The 19,305-nt window shown below is 67.9% G+C and carries 23 protein-coding genes; 9 read left to right on the plus strand and 14 right to left on the minus strand.

Going from position 1 to position 19,305, the window contains the following annotated elements:
* Window positions 1-211 precede the first annotated feature (211 nt).
* Window positions 212-646 (plus strand): DoxX family protein, encoded by a 435-nt coding sequence (locus AHIS1636_RS10925; RefSeq protein ID WP_264795840.1) that lies wholly within the window; start codon window positions 212-214, stop codon window positions 644-646.
* 163 nt (window positions 647-809) lie between these two features.
* Here AHIS1636_RS10925 and AHIS1636_RS10930 read toward each other — a convergent pair whose 3' ends face one another.
* The 4 genes from AHIS1636_RS10930 to AHIS1636_RS10945 all read right to left on the minus strand — a co-directional run bounded on the left by AHIS1636_RS10930 (window position 810) and on the right by AHIS1636_RS10945 (window position 3,863).
* Complete coding sequence (locus AHIS1636_RS10930) at window positions 810-1,355, minus strand: DUF488 domain-containing protein (protein ID WP_264795841.1); 546 nt, start codon at window positions 1,353-1,355, stop codon at window positions 810-812.
* Window positions 1,356-1,446: 91 nt separating this feature from the next.
* Complete coding sequence (locus AHIS1636_RS10935) at window positions 1,447-1,953, minus strand: acyl-CoA thioesterase (RefSeq protein WP_373875819.1); 507 nt, start codon at window positions 1,951-1,953, stop codon at window positions 1,447-1,449.
* Window positions 1,950-3,188: a plasmid pRiA4b ORF-3 family protein gene (locus AHIS1636_RS10940; RefSeq protein ID WP_264795842.1), complete on the minus strand. Its 1,239-nt coding sequence runs from the start codon at window positions 3,186-3,188 to the stop codon at window positions 1,950-1,952. Before AHIS1636_RS10940 ends, AHIS1636_RS10935 begins: the two co-directional genes overlap by 4 nt.
* A gap of 39 nt (window positions 3,189-3,227) precedes the next feature.
* Window positions 3,228-3,863 carry a TetR family transcriptional regulator gene (locus tag AHIS1636_RS10945; protein WP_264795843.1) on the minus strand — a complete coding sequence of 212 codons (636 nt, stop codon included), beginning with the start codon at window positions 3,861-3,863 and terminating at the stop codon, window positions 3,228-3,230.
* A 139-nt stretch (window positions 3,864-4,002) separates the two neighbouring features.
* On the opposite strand from AHIS1636_RS10945, the gene AHIS1636_RS10950 reads away from it, so the two are divergent.
* Entirely contained in the window at window positions 4,003-4,521 is a 519-nt protein-coding gene (locus AHIS1636_RS10950) for a CarD family transcriptional regulator (protein WP_444979309.1), read from the plus strand.
* Between the two features lie 23 nt (window positions 4,522-4,544).
* Here AHIS1636_RS10950 and AHIS1636_RS10955 read toward each other — a convergent pair whose 3' ends face one another.
* The 6 genes from AHIS1636_RS10955 to AHIS1636_RS10980 form a co-directional block, all read right to left on the minus strand.
* Window positions 4,545-5,612, minus strand: a complete 1,068-nt coding sequence (locus AHIS1636_RS10955; RefSeq protein WP_264795845.1) for an App1 family protein phosphatidate phosphatase — start codon at window positions 5,610-5,612, stop codon at window positions 4,545-4,547.
* Window positions 5,613-5,714: 102 nt separating this feature from the next.
* Window positions 5,715-6,383 (minus strand): superoxide dismutase family protein, encoded by a 669-nt coding sequence (locus AHIS1636_RS10960; RefSeq protein WP_264795846.1) that lies wholly within the window; start codon window positions 6,381-6,383, stop codon window positions 5,715-5,717.
* Window positions 6,384-6,612: 229 nt separating this feature from the next.
* Entirely contained in the window at window positions 6,613-6,762 is a 150-nt protein-coding gene (locus AHIS1636_RS10965) for a hypothetical protein (RefSeq protein WP_264795847.1), read from the minus strand.
* Window positions 6,763-6,937: 175 nt separating this feature from the next.
* Window positions 6,938-7,648 (minus strand): NADPH-dependent FMN reductase, encoded by a 711-nt coding sequence (locus AHIS1636_RS10970; protein WP_373875820.1) that lies wholly within the window; start codon window positions 7,646-7,648, stop codon window positions 6,938-6,940.
* Window positions 7,649-7,732: 84 nt separating this feature from the next.
* The gene (locus AHIS1636_RS10975) at window positions 7,733-8,215 is read right to left on the minus strand and encodes an SRPBCC family protein (protein ID WP_264795848.1); all 483 of its coding nucleotides are present in this window, start codon (window positions 8,213-8,215) and stop codon (window positions 7,733-7,735) included.
* A 7-nt stretch (window positions 8,216-8,222) separates the two neighbouring features.
* The gene (locus AHIS1636_RS10980) at window positions 8,223-8,741 is read right to left on the minus strand and encodes an Lrp/AsnC family transcriptional regulator (RefSeq protein ID WP_264795849.1); all 519 of its coding nucleotides are present in this window, start codon (window positions 8,739-8,741) and stop codon (window positions 8,223-8,225) included.
* A gap of 109 nt (window positions 8,742-8,850) precedes the next feature.
* Here AHIS1636_RS10980 and AHIS1636_RS10985 point away from each other — a divergent pair, with 109 nt between their 5' ends.
* Together AHIS1636_RS10985 and AHIS1636_RS10990 are read left to right on the plus strand one after the other, a co-directional pair.
* Window positions 8,851-10,098, plus strand: coding sequence for an NAD(P)/FAD-dependent oxidoreductase (locus tag AHIS1636_RS10985; RefSeq protein ID WP_264795850.1), 1,248 nt, complete (start codon window positions 8,851-8,853; stop codon window positions 10,096-10,098).
* Window positions 10,099-10,205: 107 nt separating this feature from the next.
* Entirely contained in the window at window positions 10,206-10,409 is a 204-nt protein-coding gene (locus tag AHIS1636_RS10990; protein WP_264795851.1) for a FitA-like ribbon-helix-helix domain-containing protein, read from the plus strand.
* Between the two features lie 56 nt (window positions 10,410-10,465).
* Here the strand turns inward: AHIS1636_RS10990 and AHIS1636_RS10995 are convergent, their stop codons facing one another.
* Both AHIS1636_RS10995 and AHIS1636_RS11000 read right to left on the minus strand, forming a co-directional pair.
* A complete protein-coding gene (locus AHIS1636_RS10995; RefSeq protein ID WP_264795852.1) occupies window positions 10,466-10,744 on the minus strand; it encodes a hypothetical protein in 279 nt (92 codons plus the stop codon).
* Window positions 10,745-11,059: 315 nt separating this feature from the next.
* Complete coding sequence (locus AHIS1636_RS11000) at window positions 11,060-12,367, minus strand: Nramp family divalent metal transporter (RefSeq protein ID WP_264795853.1); 1,308 nt, start codon at window positions 12,365-12,367, stop codon at window positions 11,060-11,062.
* Window positions 12,368-12,655: 288 nt separating this feature from the next.
* Here AHIS1636_RS11000 and AHIS1636_RS11005 point away from each other — a divergent pair, with 288 nt between their 5' ends.
* Genes AHIS1636_RS11005 through AHIS1636_RS11020 form a run of 4 tightly spaced genes read left to right on the plus strand, consistent with a single transcriptional unit; the run spans window position 12,656 to window position 17,977 of the window.
* The gene (locus AHIS1636_RS11005) at window positions 12,656-14,185 is read left to right on the plus strand and encodes a pyridoxal phosphate-dependent decarboxylase family protein (protein WP_275116374.1); all 1,530 of its coding nucleotides are present in this window, start codon (window positions 12,656-12,658) and stop codon (window positions 14,183-14,185) included.
* On the plus strand, window positions 14,182-15,531 hold the full coding sequence (locus tag AHIS1636_RS11010; RefSeq protein WP_264795854.1) for a lysine N(6)-hydroxylase/L-ornithine N(5)-oxygenase family protein: 1,350 nt from the start codon (window positions 14,182-14,184) through the stop codon (window positions 15,529-15,531). Before AHIS1636_RS11005 ends, AHIS1636_RS11010 begins: the two co-directional genes overlap by 4 nt.
* Complete coding sequence (locus AHIS1636_RS11015) at window positions 15,528-16,121, plus strand: GNAT family N-acetyltransferase (RefSeq protein WP_264795855.1); 594 nt, start codon at window positions 15,528-15,530, stop codon at window positions 16,119-16,121. The genes AHIS1636_RS11010 and AHIS1636_RS11015 overlap by 4 nt, the downstream gene beginning before the upstream one ends.
* Window positions 16,118-17,977, plus strand: coding sequence for an IucA/IucC family protein (locus tag AHIS1636_RS11020; protein ID WP_264795856.1), 1,860 nt, complete (start codon window positions 16,118-16,120; stop codon window positions 17,975-17,977). The genes AHIS1636_RS11015 and AHIS1636_RS11020 overlap by 4 nt, the downstream gene beginning before the upstream one ends.
* A gap of 5 nt (window positions 17,978-17,982) precedes the next feature.
* On the opposite strand, the gene AHIS1636_RS11025 is transcribed toward AHIS1636_RS11020, so the two are convergent.
* Window positions 17,983-18,252: a hypothetical protein gene (locus tag AHIS1636_RS11025; protein WP_264795857.1), complete on the minus strand. Its 270-nt coding sequence runs from the start codon at window positions 18,250-18,252 to the stop codon at window positions 17,983-17,985.
* A 154-nt stretch (window positions 18,253-18,406) separates the two neighbouring features.
* Here AHIS1636_RS11025 and AHIS1636_RS11030 point away from each other — a divergent pair, with 154 nt between their 5' ends.
* Window positions 18,407-18,859 (plus strand): LapA family protein, encoded by a 453-nt coding sequence (locus tag AHIS1636_RS11030; protein WP_264795858.1) that lies wholly within the window; start codon window positions 18,407-18,409, stop codon window positions 18,857-18,859.
* Between the two features lie 31 nt (window positions 18,860-18,890).
* Here the strand turns inward: AHIS1636_RS11030 and AHIS1636_RS11035 are convergent, their stop codons facing one another.
* Window positions 18,891-19,256, minus strand: coding sequence for a hypothetical protein (locus tag AHIS1636_RS11035; RefSeq protein ID WP_264795859.1), 366 nt, complete (start codon window positions 19,254-19,256; stop codon window positions 18,891-18,893).
* Between the last annotated feature and the right edge of the window lie 49 nt (window positions 19,257-19,305).

Below are 19,305 nucleotides of genomic sequence, written 5' to 3' on the forward strand. Positions count from 1 at the left end.
GAAGCTGTTCCGCTGCGGACTGTAGCAGGCCTAGCTGTACGACCGCCCCATGCCCGGTGTCCGGCTTCCATGCGCGTGACAGGCACCACAAGGAGCAAAACTTGACAGTTCAACCTATGGCTGACAGTCTTTTATTGAAGCGTCAACAATTGATGCTTGTAGCTCGTTCCAGACGGCCGCTCCAATGACCAAACGAAACGGTGAAAACATCATGAAGAACCCCGCTTTGAACACGACCGCCCGCACCGTCCTGCGCGTTGTCCTCGGCTTCCTCTTTGCAGCCCACGGCTTCCAGAAGTTCAACGAATGGACCATCGCCGGCACCCAGGCGGCATTCGGCCAGATGGGCATCCCGGCCGCTGAGATCGCCGCCCCGCTCGTCGCAGTGCTGGAAGTCGCGGGCGGCATCGCCCTGATCCTTGGCCTCCTCACCCGTCCGGCGGCCGTCCTGCTGATGCTCAACATGCTCGGCGCCATGTTCCTCGTCCACGTCAGCGCCGGAGTCTTCGCCGCCAACGGCGGCTACGAACTGGTGCTGCTGCTGGCCGCCGCCTCGCTGGCCATCGCCCTGGTCGGCCCGGGCCGCATTTCCGTTGACCATGCCCTGTTCGGCCGCAAGGACAACAAGCTCAGCGTCCTCGCGTAACCAGCACCGAGGCCGCTTCCTTCGGGAAATGCGCCCGCAGCCCCAGGCCCTCCCGCCGCCCCTCCGGACGGCGGGAGGGCCTGGGGCTGCGGGCGTTTTTTGACGCCTCCTTCGGAGTGCCCTCGTCAAGATACAACCCGATGCGGCACTTCGACGGGCGGCGTCATGCGGCGCGGTCCCACACGAGGCCGTCGTCCGTCATCCGCGCCCCTTCGGAAGGACGATGCCCGGACCGCTTTCCACCGGGCATCAGGTGGACGACTTCCACGCCGTGCCGCAGGACCAGGACGTCGGAAATGAGCCGGCGGTGGCAGCGCCACCACACCGTTTCGCTGCACATGATCGCGGCGGCTTGGCCCGCGGCCAGTTCCAGGAGCCGGCCGAGTCCTGCCTCGAACGGCGGGGTCCGGGTATAGGCCGCGTACGCGCGGAACGCCTCGACGTTCCACCAGGTGTCGGGGGCCGGTTCCCCCGCAGGAATACGCCGGCGTCCGCCCAGGCCTTCTTCCCAGCGGTAGCCGATGCCGGCACGCGGCAGCCACTCGCCGAGGGCCTCCCTGCCCATCTCAGGATGCTTCCTGCTCCCGGGAAAACGGCGGACATCCACCAGGACCTCGACCCCGGCGGCGGCCAGCGTTCCGGCCAGGTCGTCCGGGCTGCTGGTCCCGTGGCCGAGGGTGAAGATCCGAGTCGCCGAGGAGGATGCCATCTGCCCAGTCTCGGCGCCGGCGTCGGACGGTGTCCAGCGGCGGCGCCCGGACCCGACGCTGGGCGCCGAGGCAGCGCCCGGCTCCGGGCCCCTAGGGGAAGTTGGACTCTCCCAGGTATGGAGCCAGCCGCTCCTTGTGGTCTGCGGTCACCCGAAGCAGCCGGCCGGTGCCTTCGTTGAAGAACGCCAGCATCGTCTCCGCCTTCACGCACTCCTCGAGGGTCACGGGATCCTTGACCACGTATGCAATGGTCAGGCTCGCTGCTTTCAACGCGCTGATCCACACCTCGACGTGTGCCGGAATATTCCGGTAATTGAGCGGCCGGACGTACCTGACGCGGTGCTCCACCACCAGGGCCTGCGTGCCTGCGGGCAGGTCGGAGAAGACCGGCAGGTCCACCTCCAGCCCCTCGCCACCGGTGCCGGCCGGTGGACCGAAGGCGTGGATGCGCGCTTCCTCGAGGATGCGCAGGATCTCCACGTTGTTGATGTGCCCGTAGGCATCCATGTCTCCCCAGCGCATCGGCACGCTGCAGCTCAGCCGCAGGCCTGCCGCCGGACCGCCGGGATTGCGGTTCACAGCCGTTGTATCAGTCATCGGTAACTATTTTGCCGCCGCTGGACCTCCAGCAGGAACTTCATGCCGGCCTCGGAGAGTTCCTGGCTCAGCCACGGCCTGTTCGAGGGCAGGTAGATATTCAGGTGTCCGAAGGTGTCCGCCATCTGGCGGGCGAGGTCCCGGCCCGCCGGCAGCCCGATGGGCCGCTGGTCGGGCCCGTGGAAGCCCTCCGCGGCCATGATCTCCACCAGGATCTCGCCGCGCACGGACACCGGGGGCAGCTGGTTCTCCACCAGCCACTGGGTGAACAGCCGATGCAGGAAGTCCTCGCCGAGGCTGCCCGGCTTGGCCACCCGCGACGCGAGATAGTGCCAGAGCCCCTCGTCGTCGTCGCAATGCTCACGGCCCGCCGGCGTGCGGAGCAGCCGGCCCTTGTACTTGCGCAGCAGTCCCCAGTCCTGCACCTGCCGGCGCAGCCCGAGGACCTCACGCGTGTTGACCTCCCGGTTCCCCTTGCCGTAGACGCGCCCGGCCAGTCCCAGCGCGACGACCGCTTCCTGCACCACGGCGGGGCGGAGGTAGCCGTCCTTGGTCAATTCCAGCCCGTCCGGCCCCACGCGTTGCAGCAGCCATTTGACCGGCCGGACCACCTCGGCGACTTCCTCGGGCGTCGGCGGCGCGTCGGACCAGCGCAGCCCCAGCCGGGTGAGCCTGCGGTTGACCTGCTCGCGGTCGAAGTGCGCCGGATCGAAGGACAGTTCCCCCGCGACCCCGTAGAGCCACTCCTGCACGGCCTGGTGTTCCGGGTGTGCGGGGTCCTGGGCAGCGGCGCAGAGCCGGGCATAGCCATCCATCCCGCCCGAGTCTTCCACCGGCCCCCGGTTGGCGCCCGCCAGGCAGACCAGTTCCCCCGCGGGCACGACGGCGTGTCCGGCCACCTCGATCTCGTGTATCCAGCAGTCGCCGAAGTCATACTCGTACACCAGCCGCGTATTCCTGGCGGAGAAGATGTCTTCCAGTGTGAAGCCCTCGGCGGACTCCATGCCGAGTTCCAAGGCGGTATCCTCATCCCCGGCGAAGATCCGCTCGCGGCCGCCGGGACCGCGGGTCCGGAACAGGTGGAGGTGCCGGTCTTCCCAATCGAACGCGAGCTGGATGACGCGGTGCATTTCGGGCAGTGTCAGCGCGGCCGGAACGCGAACGTCGCGCCAGATCGGCTTGTCCGTCCCGGTCAGGACGATGTGCAGATCGAGGGCTTTCACGGCGGCTCGCATGAACGACATTCTGCCAGTCGGCGGCGCCGTTCGGCAGACCTACTTTGCGAACTCGAGTGCCCGCCGGTAGATCGCCGCCAGATCCGCGGGGCCGCCGGCTTCCAGCTGCGAGGCCCAGGTATCCAGCGAGGCGCGCACGACGACCGAGGCGATGTCGATGGCCAGCCGCAGTTCGAGCGGATCCGTCCGCTCCGGCCCGAGCCTGGCCGCCAGAGCCTGCTGCACCTCCTCGGTGCGCTCGAGGTTTTGCCGCACCATGGCCGCGCGCAGCGCCGGCTCTTTCCGGATCAGCCGGCTGACCTGCAGCATCCGCTGGGCCGCCGGCGAATCGTTGTCCAGATAGGGGCGGACCATCAGCCCGTACAGCCCGTTGACCTCCCGACGCAGATCGCTGCCCGGGTCCACGGCAGGGAGCCCGTCGGCGAGGGCCGCATTGAACTCCTGGTGCACCGGCAGGGCCGCTTCCTCCTTGCTGGCGAAGTAGCGGAAGAAGGTCCGCGGAGATACTCCCGCGGCCGAGGCAATATCGTCCACGGTCGTCGCCGCGACTGAGCCCTGAGCGAACAATTCAAGCGCCGCGTCCGTGATTTCGGCCCTGGTCTGCTGCCGCCTGCGCTCCCGCAGGCCCTGCCCGGCCGGCTTGATCGCGCGTAATTCCGCGGTCCTTGCGCTCATGGGCCCCTTCCGATTCCTCCTGCCGGCGCCGGGAACGTCCGGAAAGCCGTGAGGTTCCACGATATCGCACGTTTGCGCCCTCCCTGTCAATATGGCAGTATCTGCCACAATGGCATGAGAGGACAAAATGAAACTTAAAGTGGGCGAAAACCTTGTCTACCCGCCGCACGGCGCCGTCACTGTCACGGGACTGACCAACCGGACGTTCAAAGAGACCGAGACCACCTATGTGCAGTTCCGAGTCCACCACGACGGCCTGACCATCGAGGTCCCCGCCGACAAGGCCAAGGATCTTGGCGTCCGGCCGGCCATCGGCAAGAAGGGCGTGCAGAAGGTCGTTGGCATCCTGCGCCAGCCGGCCTCGATGGAGAAGGAAATCTGGTCCCGCCGCTTCAAGGCGAACCAGGAGAAGATCACCACCGGCGATGTCTATAAGGTGTCCGAAGTCGTCCGCGACCTCACCCGGCGGCTGCAGGCAGGGCTGGCACCGGCCGGCGAGAAGCGGCAGCTGGACCAGGCCCGCCGCATCCTGGTGTCCGAGCTGGCCCTGTCCGAGCAGACGGACGCCGAGGGCGCCGGCGCCATCATCGACGACATCCTGCTTCCCGAGGACGTACAGCAGGAAGGTACGACGGCGAAGCGCGCCAAGGCGAGCTGACCACCTCGGCGGAACCGGCCGGGTCAGTCCGGGGCGATAATCCCCAGCTCGCGCAGCTGGGCGGTAATGCCGGCCCCGTCCGGGGCGTAAATCCACGGAATGCCGGGCGTGGCGTTGCCGGGTTTGGCCTGCGAGCGGCCGCCGGCGAGCACGGCCTCACTGGCCGAAAGCTGGCGGATAGCGATGGCCGCCACGTGGTCGGGATAGCGCTGGGCGAAGCCGGCGTAGATGGCCTCGTCGTGCTGGCCGTCATCGCCGATCAGCAGCCACTTCACCTGCGGGAACTCCTCGGCCAGGCGCATCAGCTGCGTGGTCTTGTGTTCCATCCCGCTGCGGAACCATCGGTCTTTCGTCGGCCCCCAGTCCGTCAGCAGCAGCGCCCCGTCCGGGTACATGTTCCGGGTGAGGAAGCGCGTGAGAGTCTGCGCCACGTTCCAGGCGCCGGTCGACAGGTAGAGCACCGGACTGCCGGGGTGCTGGCGGGTGACGCGTTCGAGCATCACGGCCATCCCCGGGGTCGCGTTGCGCGCGTGCTCATCCAGTACGAAGGTGTTCCAGGCGGCGAGCATCGGCCGCGGGAGCGCGGTGACCATGACGGTGTCGTCGACGTCGGATACTACGCCGAACTTCTTCTCGGACGGGACGATGTACACCGGTGTTTCCACCGGCGTCGACCCTTCGCAGCTGAGGCGGACAGTGTTCCACCCCTCCGGCAGGTCCACCGGAACGTGCGCGTCGATGACCCCGCCGCGGTCAGCGGTGACTTCGTGCTGCTCGCCGTCCACCTGGATGCTGACCTTGGCGCTGGCCACGGGCGGGCTGATGAAATTGCGCCACCCGCGGATGCCGTCGGCGATGAGCTTGGAAGACACCCGGCCGTTCTCGAATGCCTCGGGCTTGGCCATCACGACCCGTCCGAGGACGCGGACCCAGCCGGCGGACCCGTAGCCGGTGAAAGGCAGCACGGTCGCCAGGTCACCGCGCTCGCGCGCACGGCGTTCACGCCAGATCTGCCACCGGTCCTCGATGCGCATACCGATGTGCGCGGCCTTGTCCTGGATCTCGGCCTTGTGTTCCGTCCGCGATGACATACCGACAGTTTGCCACGCCGGGGCCGCCGCCGCGCAAACGGAAGCCCTTCCGGGTAGCCGTGGCCACCCCCCAGGTGGCCCCCGGCTACCCGGGAAGCGGCCCTACTGCCGGATATTGATGCAGGCCAGCCGATCGCCGGCGGTCCCCGCCTTGCCTGGCTCGGTCGCCGTAGGCATGGCGTGGATGACCACGGACTGGCCCTCGCCGTCGCGCAGCTTCCAGCCGACCTCGCTTTCGGCCTCACCTTCGCCCTTGCCGTCCGTGGTGAAGTCCAGCCAGATCTCGTTCTGCGGATTGGCATACTCAGGATCGGTCGACGGCTTCTGGGGATCCGCCTTGTCCTGGTAGTGCGGGCCGGCGTCGTCGGGGTTCTCGCCGCAGGCTGCGACGTGCACGTGCGAGCCGAAGGCGGTGTCCGGCTCCAACCCCTCGACCTTCAGCTTGACCTTGGTGCCGCCGTCTTCGTTTTCGACTTCCACCTCGGCCTCGGCCCCCACTGGTACGCGCTGTGGATCGTAGGTTATGGCGGCGGCACCGGCCGAGTACTCCTCGAACTTGGCCGACACTTCCTGGCCTTCCGCACCCCCGGAGGCGCTCGGCGAGCCGCTCTGTGCTGCTGCCCCGGATGTGGCGGCGGAGGCGGTCGGGACCGCGGTTTGCGGGGAGGGGTTGTCGGGCAGTTCCTGGTCCGGCTCTGCGGGCCCGCAGGCGGCCAGGACCATCGCCAGCGCCGCGGCACCGAGCAGCGGGATTCCGTATTTGCGCTCCATCATCGGCTCCTGAATCGGGGGTGGCTTACGGTTCGAAGCCTAGTGATCCGGCCGCGCCCCCGACAGGGGTTGTGGGTTTTCCGGCAGCCAAAAGCCGGCATCCGCCATCGTGGTTGGCCACGCCCGCGGGTTACGGCGTGCCGGCTGCCGGCTGGCAGCGCACACGGAAAATGCCCCGCATTCGTGCGGGGCACATCCTCATGCTGACGGCTGCCTTCGGTGCGGAAGGTCAGTCCGTCTCGGGGACCGCCTCCTTGCTGGGCCCGTCCTCGTGCCCGAGGGGCTCGTCCAGTTCCGCACTGTCCTGGGCCGATGGTCCGGTGGATCCGGGCTCCGGGACCGGCCGGTCCCCCTGTTCCATCTGATCCTGCGTTCGCATTGTCCGCCTCCTGCAGGCTGGCGCCTCTGACTTCCCCCGGCCAGCCTGCCTGCCCAACTGCCGGTACTTCCACATTAACAGCGTGGCGTTCCGTTGGTAAGCCCCGGGGAACAACAGCAAACCGCCCTGCAGCGTGCGGCTGCAAGGCGGTTCCGGCAGTACGGTCGAAGGCAGGTCAGGCGGCCGCGACGGCCGCTTCGCTGCGGACAGCTGCGAAGCCTTTGGTCCAGGGGACCAGCTGGTCGACCATCGGGGCCAGCGTGCCGGCATTCTGCTCGGTCGGCTTGAAGTCGGAGAAGTTCTCGAAATCGGTGAACAGGCTGAACATGACCTGGTTCCGGACCACGGCAACCTGCAGTTCGGCCAGGATGTTGCGCAGGTGCTCCGCGGAGCGGACGCCGCCCATCGAACCGTAAGACACGATGCCCGCGGCCTTGTTATTGAACTCGGCATTCAGGAAGGACAGCGCGTTGGTCAGGGCCGGCCCCACCGTGTGGTTGTACTCGTTGGCGACGAAAATGAAGCCGTCGAACGCGGCGACCTTCGCGGACCAGGCGATGGTGTGCTCGTTCTGGTAGCTCTGGTAGGCGGCGGGAGCCGGCTCGTCCAGCAGCGGCAGGTTGAAGTCGTTAATGTCGACGAGTTCGAACACGGCGTCGCTGCGGTCGGCCAGCTCGGCGATCACCCAGTCGGCCACGGAATTGTTGACGCGCCCGGGCCGGGTGCTTCCGGTAACGACGGCGATGCGCGGCAAAGGCTGTTCAGTTACCTGCTCGGGGACTGCGGTGACGGGAGCAGCAGCATGCCTGCCGGCAGGAGATTCGGCTGGGACGGGCGTGCCCTCGGTGCGCGCCTTGGACGAAAAGAGCTTCTTGAACCAGGACATCTCTACCCTCACAGTTGGTTGACGTTTCAATCATTGTTGCAGAAGCTAATTGACACGTCAACAACACGCGCGCGTTGCCGGCTGCTAGGCGGAGGACTGCCCCTCCGCTATGGCCCGCAGGCGCTCCAGGCTGGTCATGATGTCCTTGTGCATGGTCCGGCGGCGGTCCTTGTCGGCCCCGAAGCCGCTGACGATGATCCAGCCAACGCGGGTGATCGGGCGGATCACGAGGTAGGACTCCGTGACCCGGGTGCCTCCGGCTTCCGGCTCGAACCGGTACCGCCATTGCACCGTGCCGCAGAACGGCTCGGTCCGGGCGAAGGAGAACTCCCGGCCGCGTTCGGCCGCCGTGACAATGGGAGTGTTGTGCCAAGAGAATTTTCCGCTGGTGTTCGTCGCCCTGAACCTGGCGCCGGCGACCGGCCCCTGTGCGCCGCCCACCCACTTGGCTTCGCTGACCTCGGGACTGTATTCGGGCGTCCTGGTAACGTCCGCGACCAGATCATAGACAGCCTCCGGCGGCGCGTCGATGTGGATGCTTAGTTCGTCCTGATCCAGCGTCTGCATGCCGCCCTCAGTCTTCCGGCCGGACCGTGCCTGGCCTGACGTAGTCGAAGAGCACCGCGGTGCTGGTGCCGGCCACCTCGGGCCGGACGCTGAGGTTGCTGGCCACCAGCTCCCTCAGCGCCGCCGAGTCCGGAACGGCAACATGGATGAGGAAGTCCCGGTCTCCCGTCACGAAGAAGATACCTTCAACTGCCGGCAGCTCGGCCAGGTACTCCTCGAAGCGCGTCAGGTTGGCGCGGGCGTGGGCCTGCAGCCGTATCGAAATCAGCGCCTGCAGTCCGCGCCCGACGGCGGCGGGGTCCACATCCGCGTGGTAGCCGCGAATGATGCCACGCTCCTGCAGCGACCTGATCCTCGCATGGCAGGTGGAGGCGGCAATGCCGGCAGCGGCCGCGATGGCATTGTTCGGCAGCTTCGCGTCATCCTGCAGAAGGCGCAGGATCAGCCGGTCCGTGTCATCCAATTCGGCACCCCGAAGGTTCTTCGGTCCCGCGGAAGAGTTTCGCAGGCTTTCCGAAATATTCATACCCTACCGTCCTCCTTCGCGAATGATCTTCGATTCTATTGAGTCACGCCTTCCAGATATTCACAATGAAGCTAGAGTACGTGTCGTAGGTCACGACCAAGGAGAGTGTATGTATTCGCGCGCCCGCAAGCCGCAGACCGCCGTCGTCGTTGGGGCCGGAATGGTGGGCCTGTCCACCGCGTGGCACCTGCAGGAACACGGAATCGAGGTGACGGTCGTGGACCGGTCCGGCGTCGCGGCCGGCGCCTCATGGGGCAATGCCGGATGGCTGACGCCCGGCATGGCCATGCCGCTGGCGGACCCGACGCTGTGGTCCTACGCACCCAAGGCACTGCTGGACGTCACCGCCCCGCTGCATATCCCGGCGCGGCTGGATGTCAGGCTATGGATGTTCCTGGCGCGGTTCGGGCTGCATGCCACGTCCAGGGCGTGGAAGCGCACGATGGATGCGCTGACGCCCATCGACCGGATGGCGCTCGATGCGTTCGACGAGCTGACCTCGAACGGCGTTGACTCTTGGACCCGCAGCGGGCCGTTCATCGTTGGCTTCGAGAACGAGCAGGAGAGCAAGCCGTTCATCCACGAGATCCAGCAGGTGGAGCGGGCCGGGCAAAGCGTTCCGCTGCGGCCGCTTGAGAGCCCGCGGCTGAAGGTGCCGCAGCTTTCCGCCGGGGTCAGCACCGTCCTCGAGATGGAGGGCCAGCGCTTCATCGAACCAGGGCCGTTTGTCGACGCCCTTGCGGACGCCGTGCGGGCGCGCGGCGCGTCCATCATTTCCGGCGCCGAGGTGCGCGGGCTGCGGCATGGCCCGGGCGGGATCGCGGTGGACAGCTACGGGCACGATCCGCTGTCCGCCGACGTCGTGGTCCTGGCCACCGGCGCGTGGCTGCCGAAGCTGGCCAAGCCGCTCGGCGTTCGGACGCAGATCCAGGCAGGACGCGGGTACTCCTTTAGCGTCGCCACCGAGGAGCCGGCCGAGTTCCCGATCTACTTCCCGGCCCGCCGCGTCGCCTGCACCCCGTACCAGGGGCGGCTGCGGATCGCCGGGACCATGGAGTTCCGCGGACCGGACGAGCCGCTGCAGACGGGCAGGATCGAGGCGATCCTCGCCGCCGTGCGGCCGCTCTTCACCGGCATGGACCTGGACCAGCTCGAGGACCTTTGGGTCGGTCCTCGCCCGGTGACTCCTGACGGGCTGCCGGTCATCGGCGCCACCCGCTCCCCCGGCGTCTTCGTTGCCGGCGGCCACGGCATGTGGGGCATCGTGCTCGGTCCGGCCACTGGCAAACTGCTCGCGGGCCAGATCGTCAACGGCGCCGTCCCCGAGGAACTCAAGCCCTTCGATCCGCTGCGTTAGCGGTCCGCTGCGGGGGTTCCGGCCGCCCGCGAGGCGGCCGGAACACCCGGCGATGACAGCCGCCCGCGGCGGGTCTAGCATGGACTTCACGCAGGAAGGTGGCGGTCATGGAAGCGCTGACAATACCCGGCCTGGAGCCTCGGATCATGGAGGGCCTCCGCATCCTGGCGGAGTCCCACGGGCGCACGCTGGAGGCCGAGGCGCGGGCCATTTTGTGTCAGGCCGCCCGCGGGCTGACGGAAGCCGACGAGTTCCTGGCCTCGATGGTCGGCGAGCCCGGGCTGGAGCACCCCAAACATACTGCGCCCTAGGTCCCGGCCCAAGGCGGCGTAGGGAATGGTCTCCGTGCTGACACGCTGAGCCGGCTTCAGAGCGGCTGCTGCACCTCAAACACACTGTCCCACAACGCTGCGTCGCACTCCGGCGGGACGGGGACACCCGCATAGCCGCCGCCGAACTCGACCTCCGTGTCGAAGGCGAATCGCTTACCGGACAGCCCGACGACGGCCTTGCCGTCCTCGGCCAAATACGTTCCGGCGGGCCAGCGCAAGAGCGTCGGCTTCGACTTTGGATCGTATGGGGATCGTATCCCGACGCAGCCATCGGCCAGCTTGCTGAGGACTCCGACGCCGCTGAGAGCCAGCATCGCGTCGTCTCCATTTCGCCAGTTCGTCACAACGAGATGCGCCGCCGACGCTGGGACGGGTGCCTGTGAAATCGATGGAGGTGCCGACACGCCGGTCGGCACCCGTGCACAGGCGGCCAGGCCGAGGCACAGCAGCAACGCCGCCGTGCCCGCGGTTGTGCCGGTAATGCGGCGTCCTCTAGCCGGTGCGGGCCACCCGATGACCGAAGACGGGAACATACCTCATTATCCGCCGTCGTTGTTAAAGCGCGCTGCCTGCGCACCGCGAGGGTGCACAGGCAGCGCAGCGGGTCCGCATGGGTCCGCGTTGGAGAGTCAGCCGCCGAAGGCCGGGGCGATCGCCTTGACCAGTTGCTGGATGCCGAGGACGCCGAACAGCAGCGCGCACACGCCCAGTGCGATGTTGGTGTGCAGCCGGTTGGCCCATTCCTTCGGGATGCGCTTGCCGTTGAGCAGGCCCAGCAGGGTCAGGGCCAGGAACGGCATGAACAGCGAGCCGAGCACGCCGTACGCCAGGATCAGCGCGATCGGCTTGCCGAGGGCAAACAGAATCATCGGCGGGAACGTCAGCCAGAGCACGTAGAACTTGAAGTACTTGCCGCCCACACGCGTGTCCGGGTGGCCCGATTCCTTCTTGCGCATGTGGCCCCAGAAGTCCGCGAACATGAGGGACACGCCGTTCCACACGCCGATGATGGAGGAGAACGATGCGGCCCAGAAGCCGACCAGGAAGCCGGTGCCGATGACTTCGCCGTAGCGGGCATTCAGGACCTCGGCCAGATCCAGCAGGCCTTCGTCTCCGCCGCTGATCGAGACCCCCGCGGAGCGGACTACCTCGGCGCCGACAACCAGCATGGCCAGGACGAAGATGCCGGTCATAATGTAGGCGACCGAGTTGTCGATCCGCATGACGCGCATCCACTTGGGGGTGTACCAGCCCTTTTCGCGCAGCCAGTAGCCGTAGGCCGCCAGCGTGATGGTGCCGCCGACGCCGCCGGCGAGGGCCAGGGTGGACAGCAGGCCGCCCTTCTCCGGGATGGACGGAACCAGGCCCTTCAGCATCTCGGGAATGTTGGGCAGCGCGATGACCGCCAGTCCGACGACGGTAACGAACATGATGCCGACCAGTGCGGCGGTGATCTTCTCGAACGTGGCGTACTTGCCGAACCACACCATGACGAAGCCGGCCAGGCCCATCAGGATGGCCCAGGCCCACAACGGCAGCACCGGGAACAGCGCGGCCAGCGGCAGGGCCGCCGAGGACATGGCCGTACCGCCGTAGACGAAGCCCCAGATGAGGATGTACGGGCCGAAGTACCAGGTGGTCCAGCGGCCCAGCGAGCGCCAGCCCTCGAAGATCGTCTTGCCCGTGGCGAGGGTGTAGCGGCCGGCGCCCTCGACCAGGACGATCTTCAGGATGACGCCGACAATCACGGCCCAGAACAGCTGGTAGCCGAACTGGGATCCGGCCACGAGCGTGGCCACCATGTCCGCAGCACCGACGCCGGTGGCCGCGACCACGAGGCCCGGGCCGATAATTTTCCATTTCGCGGGTGCGCCGCCGTCGTTGTCGACACGATCGGCGTGGCTCACCGTCCCCGCGGGGATGTGTTCAGAGGACATTTGTGGGGAATTCCTTACGTATCAGAGTGCGGGAGCCGCTGCCTGCCGTGTCCCGGCCGTCACAGGGCCCCGTGTATTCTCCCACAGGTTCCGACCGGTCAGTCAGTAATTCGCCTGCCGAGCCGCAATGGCGGCGTAATTTATCACCGCATGGCCTCTCTGTGAAGTGCCAAACGAAACCCGGTCATTGCCCGCGCCTACTTTCTAAAATTACGACACGAAAGTTTGACGTTAAGGATTACCTAAGTAAGGCTTGCCTTTGTTTTGTCCGGCCTACAAGGAGTCCCCATGACCCTCTCGCCCCACCTCGACGAACTGGAGCTCGGCTCCGCCGTCGAATTTCCCCCGGAACCGCATGCACAGCTGCTCAATCCGCGGAACACGGAGCGGTACACCGCCGACATGCTGCAAGCCGTCAACGCGGTGGCGGCCAGGATCGCGGCGACGGACAGGCCGTTCACGGGAACCTCGCCGGCGCGGCTGCGTCCCGCCGTCAACGCGATCAACCTGGACCGGCCCCTGTCCGACACGGCCGCGGCCCTGGAGGAACTCGAGACCGTCTATCTGCGCGACGCCGTCTACTTCCACGACACCAAGTACGCAGCCCATCTGAACTGCCCGGTGGTGATCCCGGCGCTGGCGGCCGAGGCGGTGCTGTCCGCGGTCAATTCCTCGCTGGACACCTGGGACCAAAGCGCCGGCGCCACGCTCATCGAGCGGCGGCTGGTCGACTGGACGGCGGAACGGCTGGGCTTCGGCCCCGGGGCCGACGGCGTCTTCACCAGCGGCGGCACGCAGTCCAACCTGCAGGCGCTGCTCCTGGCCCGCAACCACGCGGTCGAGCAGCTACACGGGCCCACCGGCCCCCGGCGTCTGCCCCATGCCCTGGCGCCGCTGCGGATCTTCGCGTCCCGCGCCAGCCACTTCAGCATCGCCAAGTCCGCCGCGCTGCTGGGGCTGGGGTACGACGCCGTCATCTCCGTCGAGTGCGACCGTCACCGGAGGATGGACCCGGACGCGCTGCGCACGGCCCTCGCGGAGAGCCAGGTCCGCGGTGAGTATCCCATGGCGGTCGTGGCCACCGCGGGCACCACCGACTTCGGCAGTATCGACCCGCTGGGACCGGTGGCGCGGCTGTCGCGCGAGGCCGGGAGCTGGCTGCACGTGGACGCAGCGTACGGCGGCGGCCTGCTGGCATCGCTTCGCTACCGGCACCTGCTGGACGGGATTGCGTCGGCGGACTCGGTCACCGTGGACTTCCACAAGACGTTTTTCCAGCCGGTCAGTTCCAGCGCCGTGTTGGTCCGCGACGGCTCGATGCTGCGCCACGTCGCCTACCATGCCGACTACCTGAATCCGGCGAGCGCGGCCCGAGAGCAGATTCCCAACCAGGTGGACAAGAGCCTGCAGACCACCCGGCGCTTCGACGCACTCAAACTGTGGCTGACGCTGCGCACGATGGGGGCGGATGCCATTGGCTCGCTTCTCGACGCCGCGATCGACCTGACCTTCCGGACCGCACGGCTATTGGAAGCGGACCCGGATTTCGAACTCGCCGCTCCCCCGCAGCTGAGCACCATCGTCTTCCGCTACCGCCCGGCGGGCGTAGGCGAGGACTGCACGGACGACCTCAACCGCCATATCCGGCGCGCGCTCTTTGCCTCCGGCGATGCGGTCGTCGCGGGCACCGTCGTGGACGGCCGGCATTTCCTGAAGCTCACGCTCCTCAATGCCGAGACAACCTTGGCCGACCTGGCCGGGATCCTGGGCCTCATCAGCCGGACCGGCGACGCCTGGCTGCGCGGAGGCGAAGCATGAGCGACCACATCCATGACTTCCTCGCCATCGGCGCCGGCCCGTTCAACCTGGGGCTGGCAGCCCTGGCCGAACCCATCGCGGAGCTCGACGGCCTCGTCCTCGAATCCCGCCCGGGGTTCGACTGGCATCCCGGCATGATGCTGGAGGGCTCGCACCTGCAGGTTCCGTTCATGGCAGACCTGGTCACTATGGCGGATCCGACGTCGCCCTACTCCTTCCTGAACTACCTGAAGCAGGCGGACCGGCTCTACCGCTTCTACATCCGCGAGGACTTCTACCCGCTCCGTGCCGAGTTCAACGCCTACTGCCAGTGGGTCGCCGGGCGGCTGCCGAACGTACTGTTCGGAGAACACGTCACCGGCATCGACTACAGCGGCGGCCTCTACCGCGTGCGGTCCCGGAACCGCCGCGGGGAAACCGTGCGCAGTGCCCGCCGGCTCGTGCTCGGAACCGGCACCGTGCCCTACGTGCCTCGCGCCTGCCGGGAAATCCTCGGGGCCGGCGGGGCCGCCTTGCACAACTCCACCTACCTGGCGCGGAAGGCAGAGCTGCAGGCCCGTCCCAGCATCACGATCGTGGGCAGCGGCCAGAGCGCCGCGGAGATCTACTACGAACTGCTCCAGGACATCGATGCCTGCGGCTACGAGCTGAACTGGGTCACCCGCTCCGGCCGCTACTTCCCGCTGGAATACACCAAGCTGACCCTCGAGCTCACTTCGCCCGAATACGTGGACTACTTCCACGCCCTCCCCGGCGGGACCCGGCAGCGGCTCAATGCCGAGCAGAAGAACCTCTACAAGGGGATCGACGGGACTCTGGTCAACGCGATCTACGACCTGCTCTACGCGAAGAGCCTCGCCGGAGCGGTCCGCACCCGGCTGCTGCCCGGCTCCGCCGTGACCGGCGCTTCCTATGACCGGGCCTCCGGCCTCCACCGGCTGGAACTGCACCACGGCGAACAGGACCGCCGGCACCAGCTGGACAGCGCCGCCGTCGTCCTCGCCACCGGTTACCAGTACCGCGAACCGGACTTCCTCGCCGGCATCGGAGACCGCATCCGCCGCGGCCCGGACCGCCGGTTCGACGTCACGCGCGACTACAGCATCGGCATCCAGCCGGCCGAAATCTTCGTGCAAAACGCCGAGCTGCACACGCACGGCTTCGTGACTCCGGACCTGGGGATGGCCGCGTACCGCAATTCCTGCATCATCCGAGACATGCTCGGCTGGGAGTACTACCCGGTGGAGCGGCGGATCGCCTTCCAGGAATTCGGTGCGCCGCTGCCGGGGCCGGCGCCGGAGCCAGTGCCGGTTCCGGTTCCCGCGGGCGCGGAGGCCGTCCGATGAGCGCGCTGCCGGAATTCCGCTTCGTCCCCGCGGACCCCGAGGCCCACGCCGTCCTGCTGCACGGATGGGTCACGCGCGGCTATGCGCGTTTCTGGGGCATGCTCGAAGCCTCCCCAGGGGACGTCCGGGCCGAACTCGCCAGCATCGCCGCCAATCCGCACCATGAGGCTTGGCTGGGGTACGACGGCAGTGTTCCCGCCTTCCTGATGGAGCGGTACGAGCCGCAGCACTCGCCCCTGGCCGGGCTCTATCCGGCTGCGGAGGGCGATATAGGGATGCATCTGCTGGTGGGACCGCCGGACGCCCCCAGGGCGGGGTACACCACGGCGGTCTTCCGCAGCGTGCTCGAATTCCTCTTCTCCTCCCCCGCTGTCCGCCGGATCGTGGTCGAGCCGGATGTCCGCAACACCAAAATCCTGGACCTGAACCGGCGCCTCGGCTTCCGTCCGCAGCGCCGAATCCGGCTGCCGGACAAGGAGGCCTTGCTCAGCTTCTGCAGCCGCGAGGACTTCGCCGCAGCCACCCTCTCCCTTTCTGACCCGATGTCAACCCGAACTTCCATCCGACAGTCCGAAGGAGCCACCCTATGACCGCCGCAGCACTCCCCCGCGCCGCAGCCGCCGGTACCGCAGCACCCGAGCGCTCGTCCACCGTGGAACCCGCACATCTGCAGCCCGATGCCTGGGCCGCTGCCAACCGCCGGCTGGTCCGCAAGGCGATCGCCGAGTTCTCGCACGAGCGCCTTCTGCAGCCCGAGCCCCTGGGCGGCGGTGCCTACCGCCTCGCCTCGGACGATGGTGCCTCTGTCTACCACTTCGCGGCCGATCGGCTGGCGCTGGACCATTGGAGCATCCCCGCCGCCAGCATCCACCGGGTGCGCCAGGGCAGGGAACTCGCGCCGGATGCGCTGGACTTCATCCTGGAGTTCCGGCGCACTCTGGGCATCGGCGAGGAGATGCTGCCGGTGTACCTCGAGGAGATCAGCAGCACGCTGGCCGGGCACGCCTACAAGCTCAGGGCGCAGGACCCCGGCGCACCCCGGCTCGCCGCCGGGTCCAGCGCGGGCCAGGACCCGGCGTCGGACTTCCAGGAGATCGAACGAAGCATGTCGGAGGGACACCCGTGCTTTGTAGCCAACAATGGCCGGCTGGGCTTCGGACTCGCCGACTACCTGGCCTACGCGCCGGAAGCAGGCCAGCCGGTGCGGCTGGTCTGGATCGCCGTCCATCGCGGCAACGCAGCCTTCAGCGCGCTGCCCGGGCTGGGCATCCGCGAACACCTGGCCGCCGAGTTGGGCAGCGGCACGCTGGCCGCCTTCGAAGCGGACCTTGCAGCCCGCGGGCTGCTGCCGGAGGACTACCTGATGATGCCGGTGCATCCGTGGCAGTGGGAAAACAAGCTCACGGTAACCTTCGCGGCGGAGATCGCCCAGTCCCGGATCGTCCTGCTCGGCGAGACGGCGGACAGCTACCAGGCCCAGCAGTCGATCCGCACGTTCTTCAACCGGACCGCGCCGCACAAGGGCTACGTGAAGACGGCGCTGTCCGTGCTCAACATGGGGTTCATGCGGGGACTCTCGGCGGAGTACATGGCCGCGACGCCGGCGATCAACCAGTGGCTTCACGAACTGGTCTCTGCCGATCCGACGCTGCGGCGGCACGGCTTCGGCGTGCTCCGCGAAACTGCGGCGATCGGCTACCGGAACCGGTACTACGACGAGGGCGCGCCGACCGGTTCGGGCCACCGCAAGATGCTGGCCGCACTGTGGCGGGAGAGTCCGCTGCCGCAGCTCAAGCCGGGGCAGCAACTGGCCACGATGGCTTCCCTGCTGCACGTCGACAGCTCGGGGCGCCCGCTCGTGTCGGAATACATCCGGCGGTCCGGGCTGCCCGCCGCCGAATGGCTGCGGAGCTACCTGGAGGCCTACTTGGTGCCGCTGCTGCACTGCTTCTACCGGTACCAGCTGGTCGGTGTGCCGCACGGCGAGAACATCATCCTGGTGCTTGAAGACGGGGTTCCGGTGCGGGCGCTCCTGAAGGACATCGGCGAAGAAGTGGTGCTCATGGCGGACACCGTACGGCTGCCGGACGAGGCCGCGCGGATCCGGGTCGAGGTGCCGGAGGAGGACAAGCTGCTGTCCATCTTCACCGACGTCTTCGACTGCTTCTTCCGCTTCCTCGCCGCCATTCTGGATGGCGACGGGCAACTGGGCGAGGCCGAGTTCTGGCGCACCGTGGCAGGAACCGTGACGGCCTACCAGGCGGAGCACGAGGACCTGCACCCGGCCTTCACCAAGTACGACCTCTTCGCCCCGCAGTTCGCGCTGTCGTGCCTGAACCGGCTGCAGCTGCGCAACAACCAGCAGATGCTGGACCTAGCCGATCCTTCCGGAAGCCTTCAGTTCGCCGGGACCCTGGCCAACCCGCTGGCCGGGTTCCGGCCCTGAACCTGTCAGTCGCTGGGCGTGGTATCCGTGGTCAGGCCCCGGTCGTCCGAGGTCTGCCGGTCCTTCTCTTCTGAGGGGCCGGCGGCCTCGTCCGGCTCCGCAGAGCCCCCATCCGCGCCTGCGGTATCCGGGGCCGCTTCCGGTGTCTCCTCCGGTTCGAAGGTGGAGTCGGCACCGCCTGCGCCCACACCGACACCGTTCTTGGTATTGGGGATGGTGCCTTCGGGTCCGGCCTTGTCGTCGGGGCGGGACTGGGAACCGGTGTCTTCGCTCATGGCCGTCTCCTTATGTCGGTTGCGTCGTTATATCGGTTGCGTCGTGTCGGCTGGTGCTGAATACGGCCCGGGGGCCGTAGACTCCACGCTAACAGCGGAACCACACGTTGGTCAGCAGGCTTACCTGATCCCGTGGACAGAAGGGAAACGTGCCATGGCAGACCGAACCCCCACCAATCGACCCGGCAACCGTGAGGGCGGGAGCGCGAGCCGCACCGCGATGATCTGGATCTTCACGATCGCGGCCCTGCTCCTGCTCGTCCTCCTGATCGTCTTCATCCTGCAGAACCAGGATGCCGTCCTGGTCCGCTACTTCGGGCTGGAGGGGCAGCTGCCCCTGGGTGTCGCCCTGCTTATCGCCGCCGTCGCCGGCGGGCTGCTGGTCGCGGCGTCCGGTGTCGCCAGGGTCACGGCGCTGCGGATCAAGGCGCGCCGGGAGGCCAAGCGGCGGGCCGGCCGCCCGGCCTCCGCCGGGGTCCACGGGGAGGCGGCCGAAGCACCGGCGCCGGAACCGCGGCGCCTTGACGCGGGAGCCGGCGATGCGGGCTCAGCCGGGGCCCCCGCGGAGCCGCCGGCCGGACGGCGAAACCGCTTCCCGGAAGGGTAGGCAAGCGGCGGCCTAAGGCAACGAGCCGCGGCTACCCGCTGGAGGACGTCTCCGTGGTCAGGCCCCGGTCGTCCGGAGTCTCGCGGTCGAGTTCCTCCGCAGGCCCCGGTGTCACCCCGGGATCCGGAAAGGTGATGTCCTCGGGACGGGCCAGCGGGTCGTCGGCGGACGCGACCTCGGCCTCGCCGAGTTCGGGCGCCTCTTGCTCAAATGCCACCGGCTCCGGCCCCGGGTAGGCAGCCTCGGCCGGCTTGCCTCCGCCCTCCGGCTCGGCGTCCTGCGCCTGCCCTGTCTCCTGCTCCCGGTCCTGCCCGGACCTCCGCTCCTGCGCCTGCTCGCCCTGGTCCCGCCCATTCGGCGTCGACCGTTCCCCTGCTGCTTCCGGTTCCTCGCTCATCGTGCGCTCCTCACCTTGGCACTGCATCGCGCACGGCCGTCGGCCGCGC

The organism is Arthrobacter mangrovi (assembly GCF_026011795.1).
Lineage (GTDB): Bacteria > Actinomycetota > Actinomycetes > Actinomycetales > Micrococcaceae > Crystallibacter > Crystallibacter mangrovi.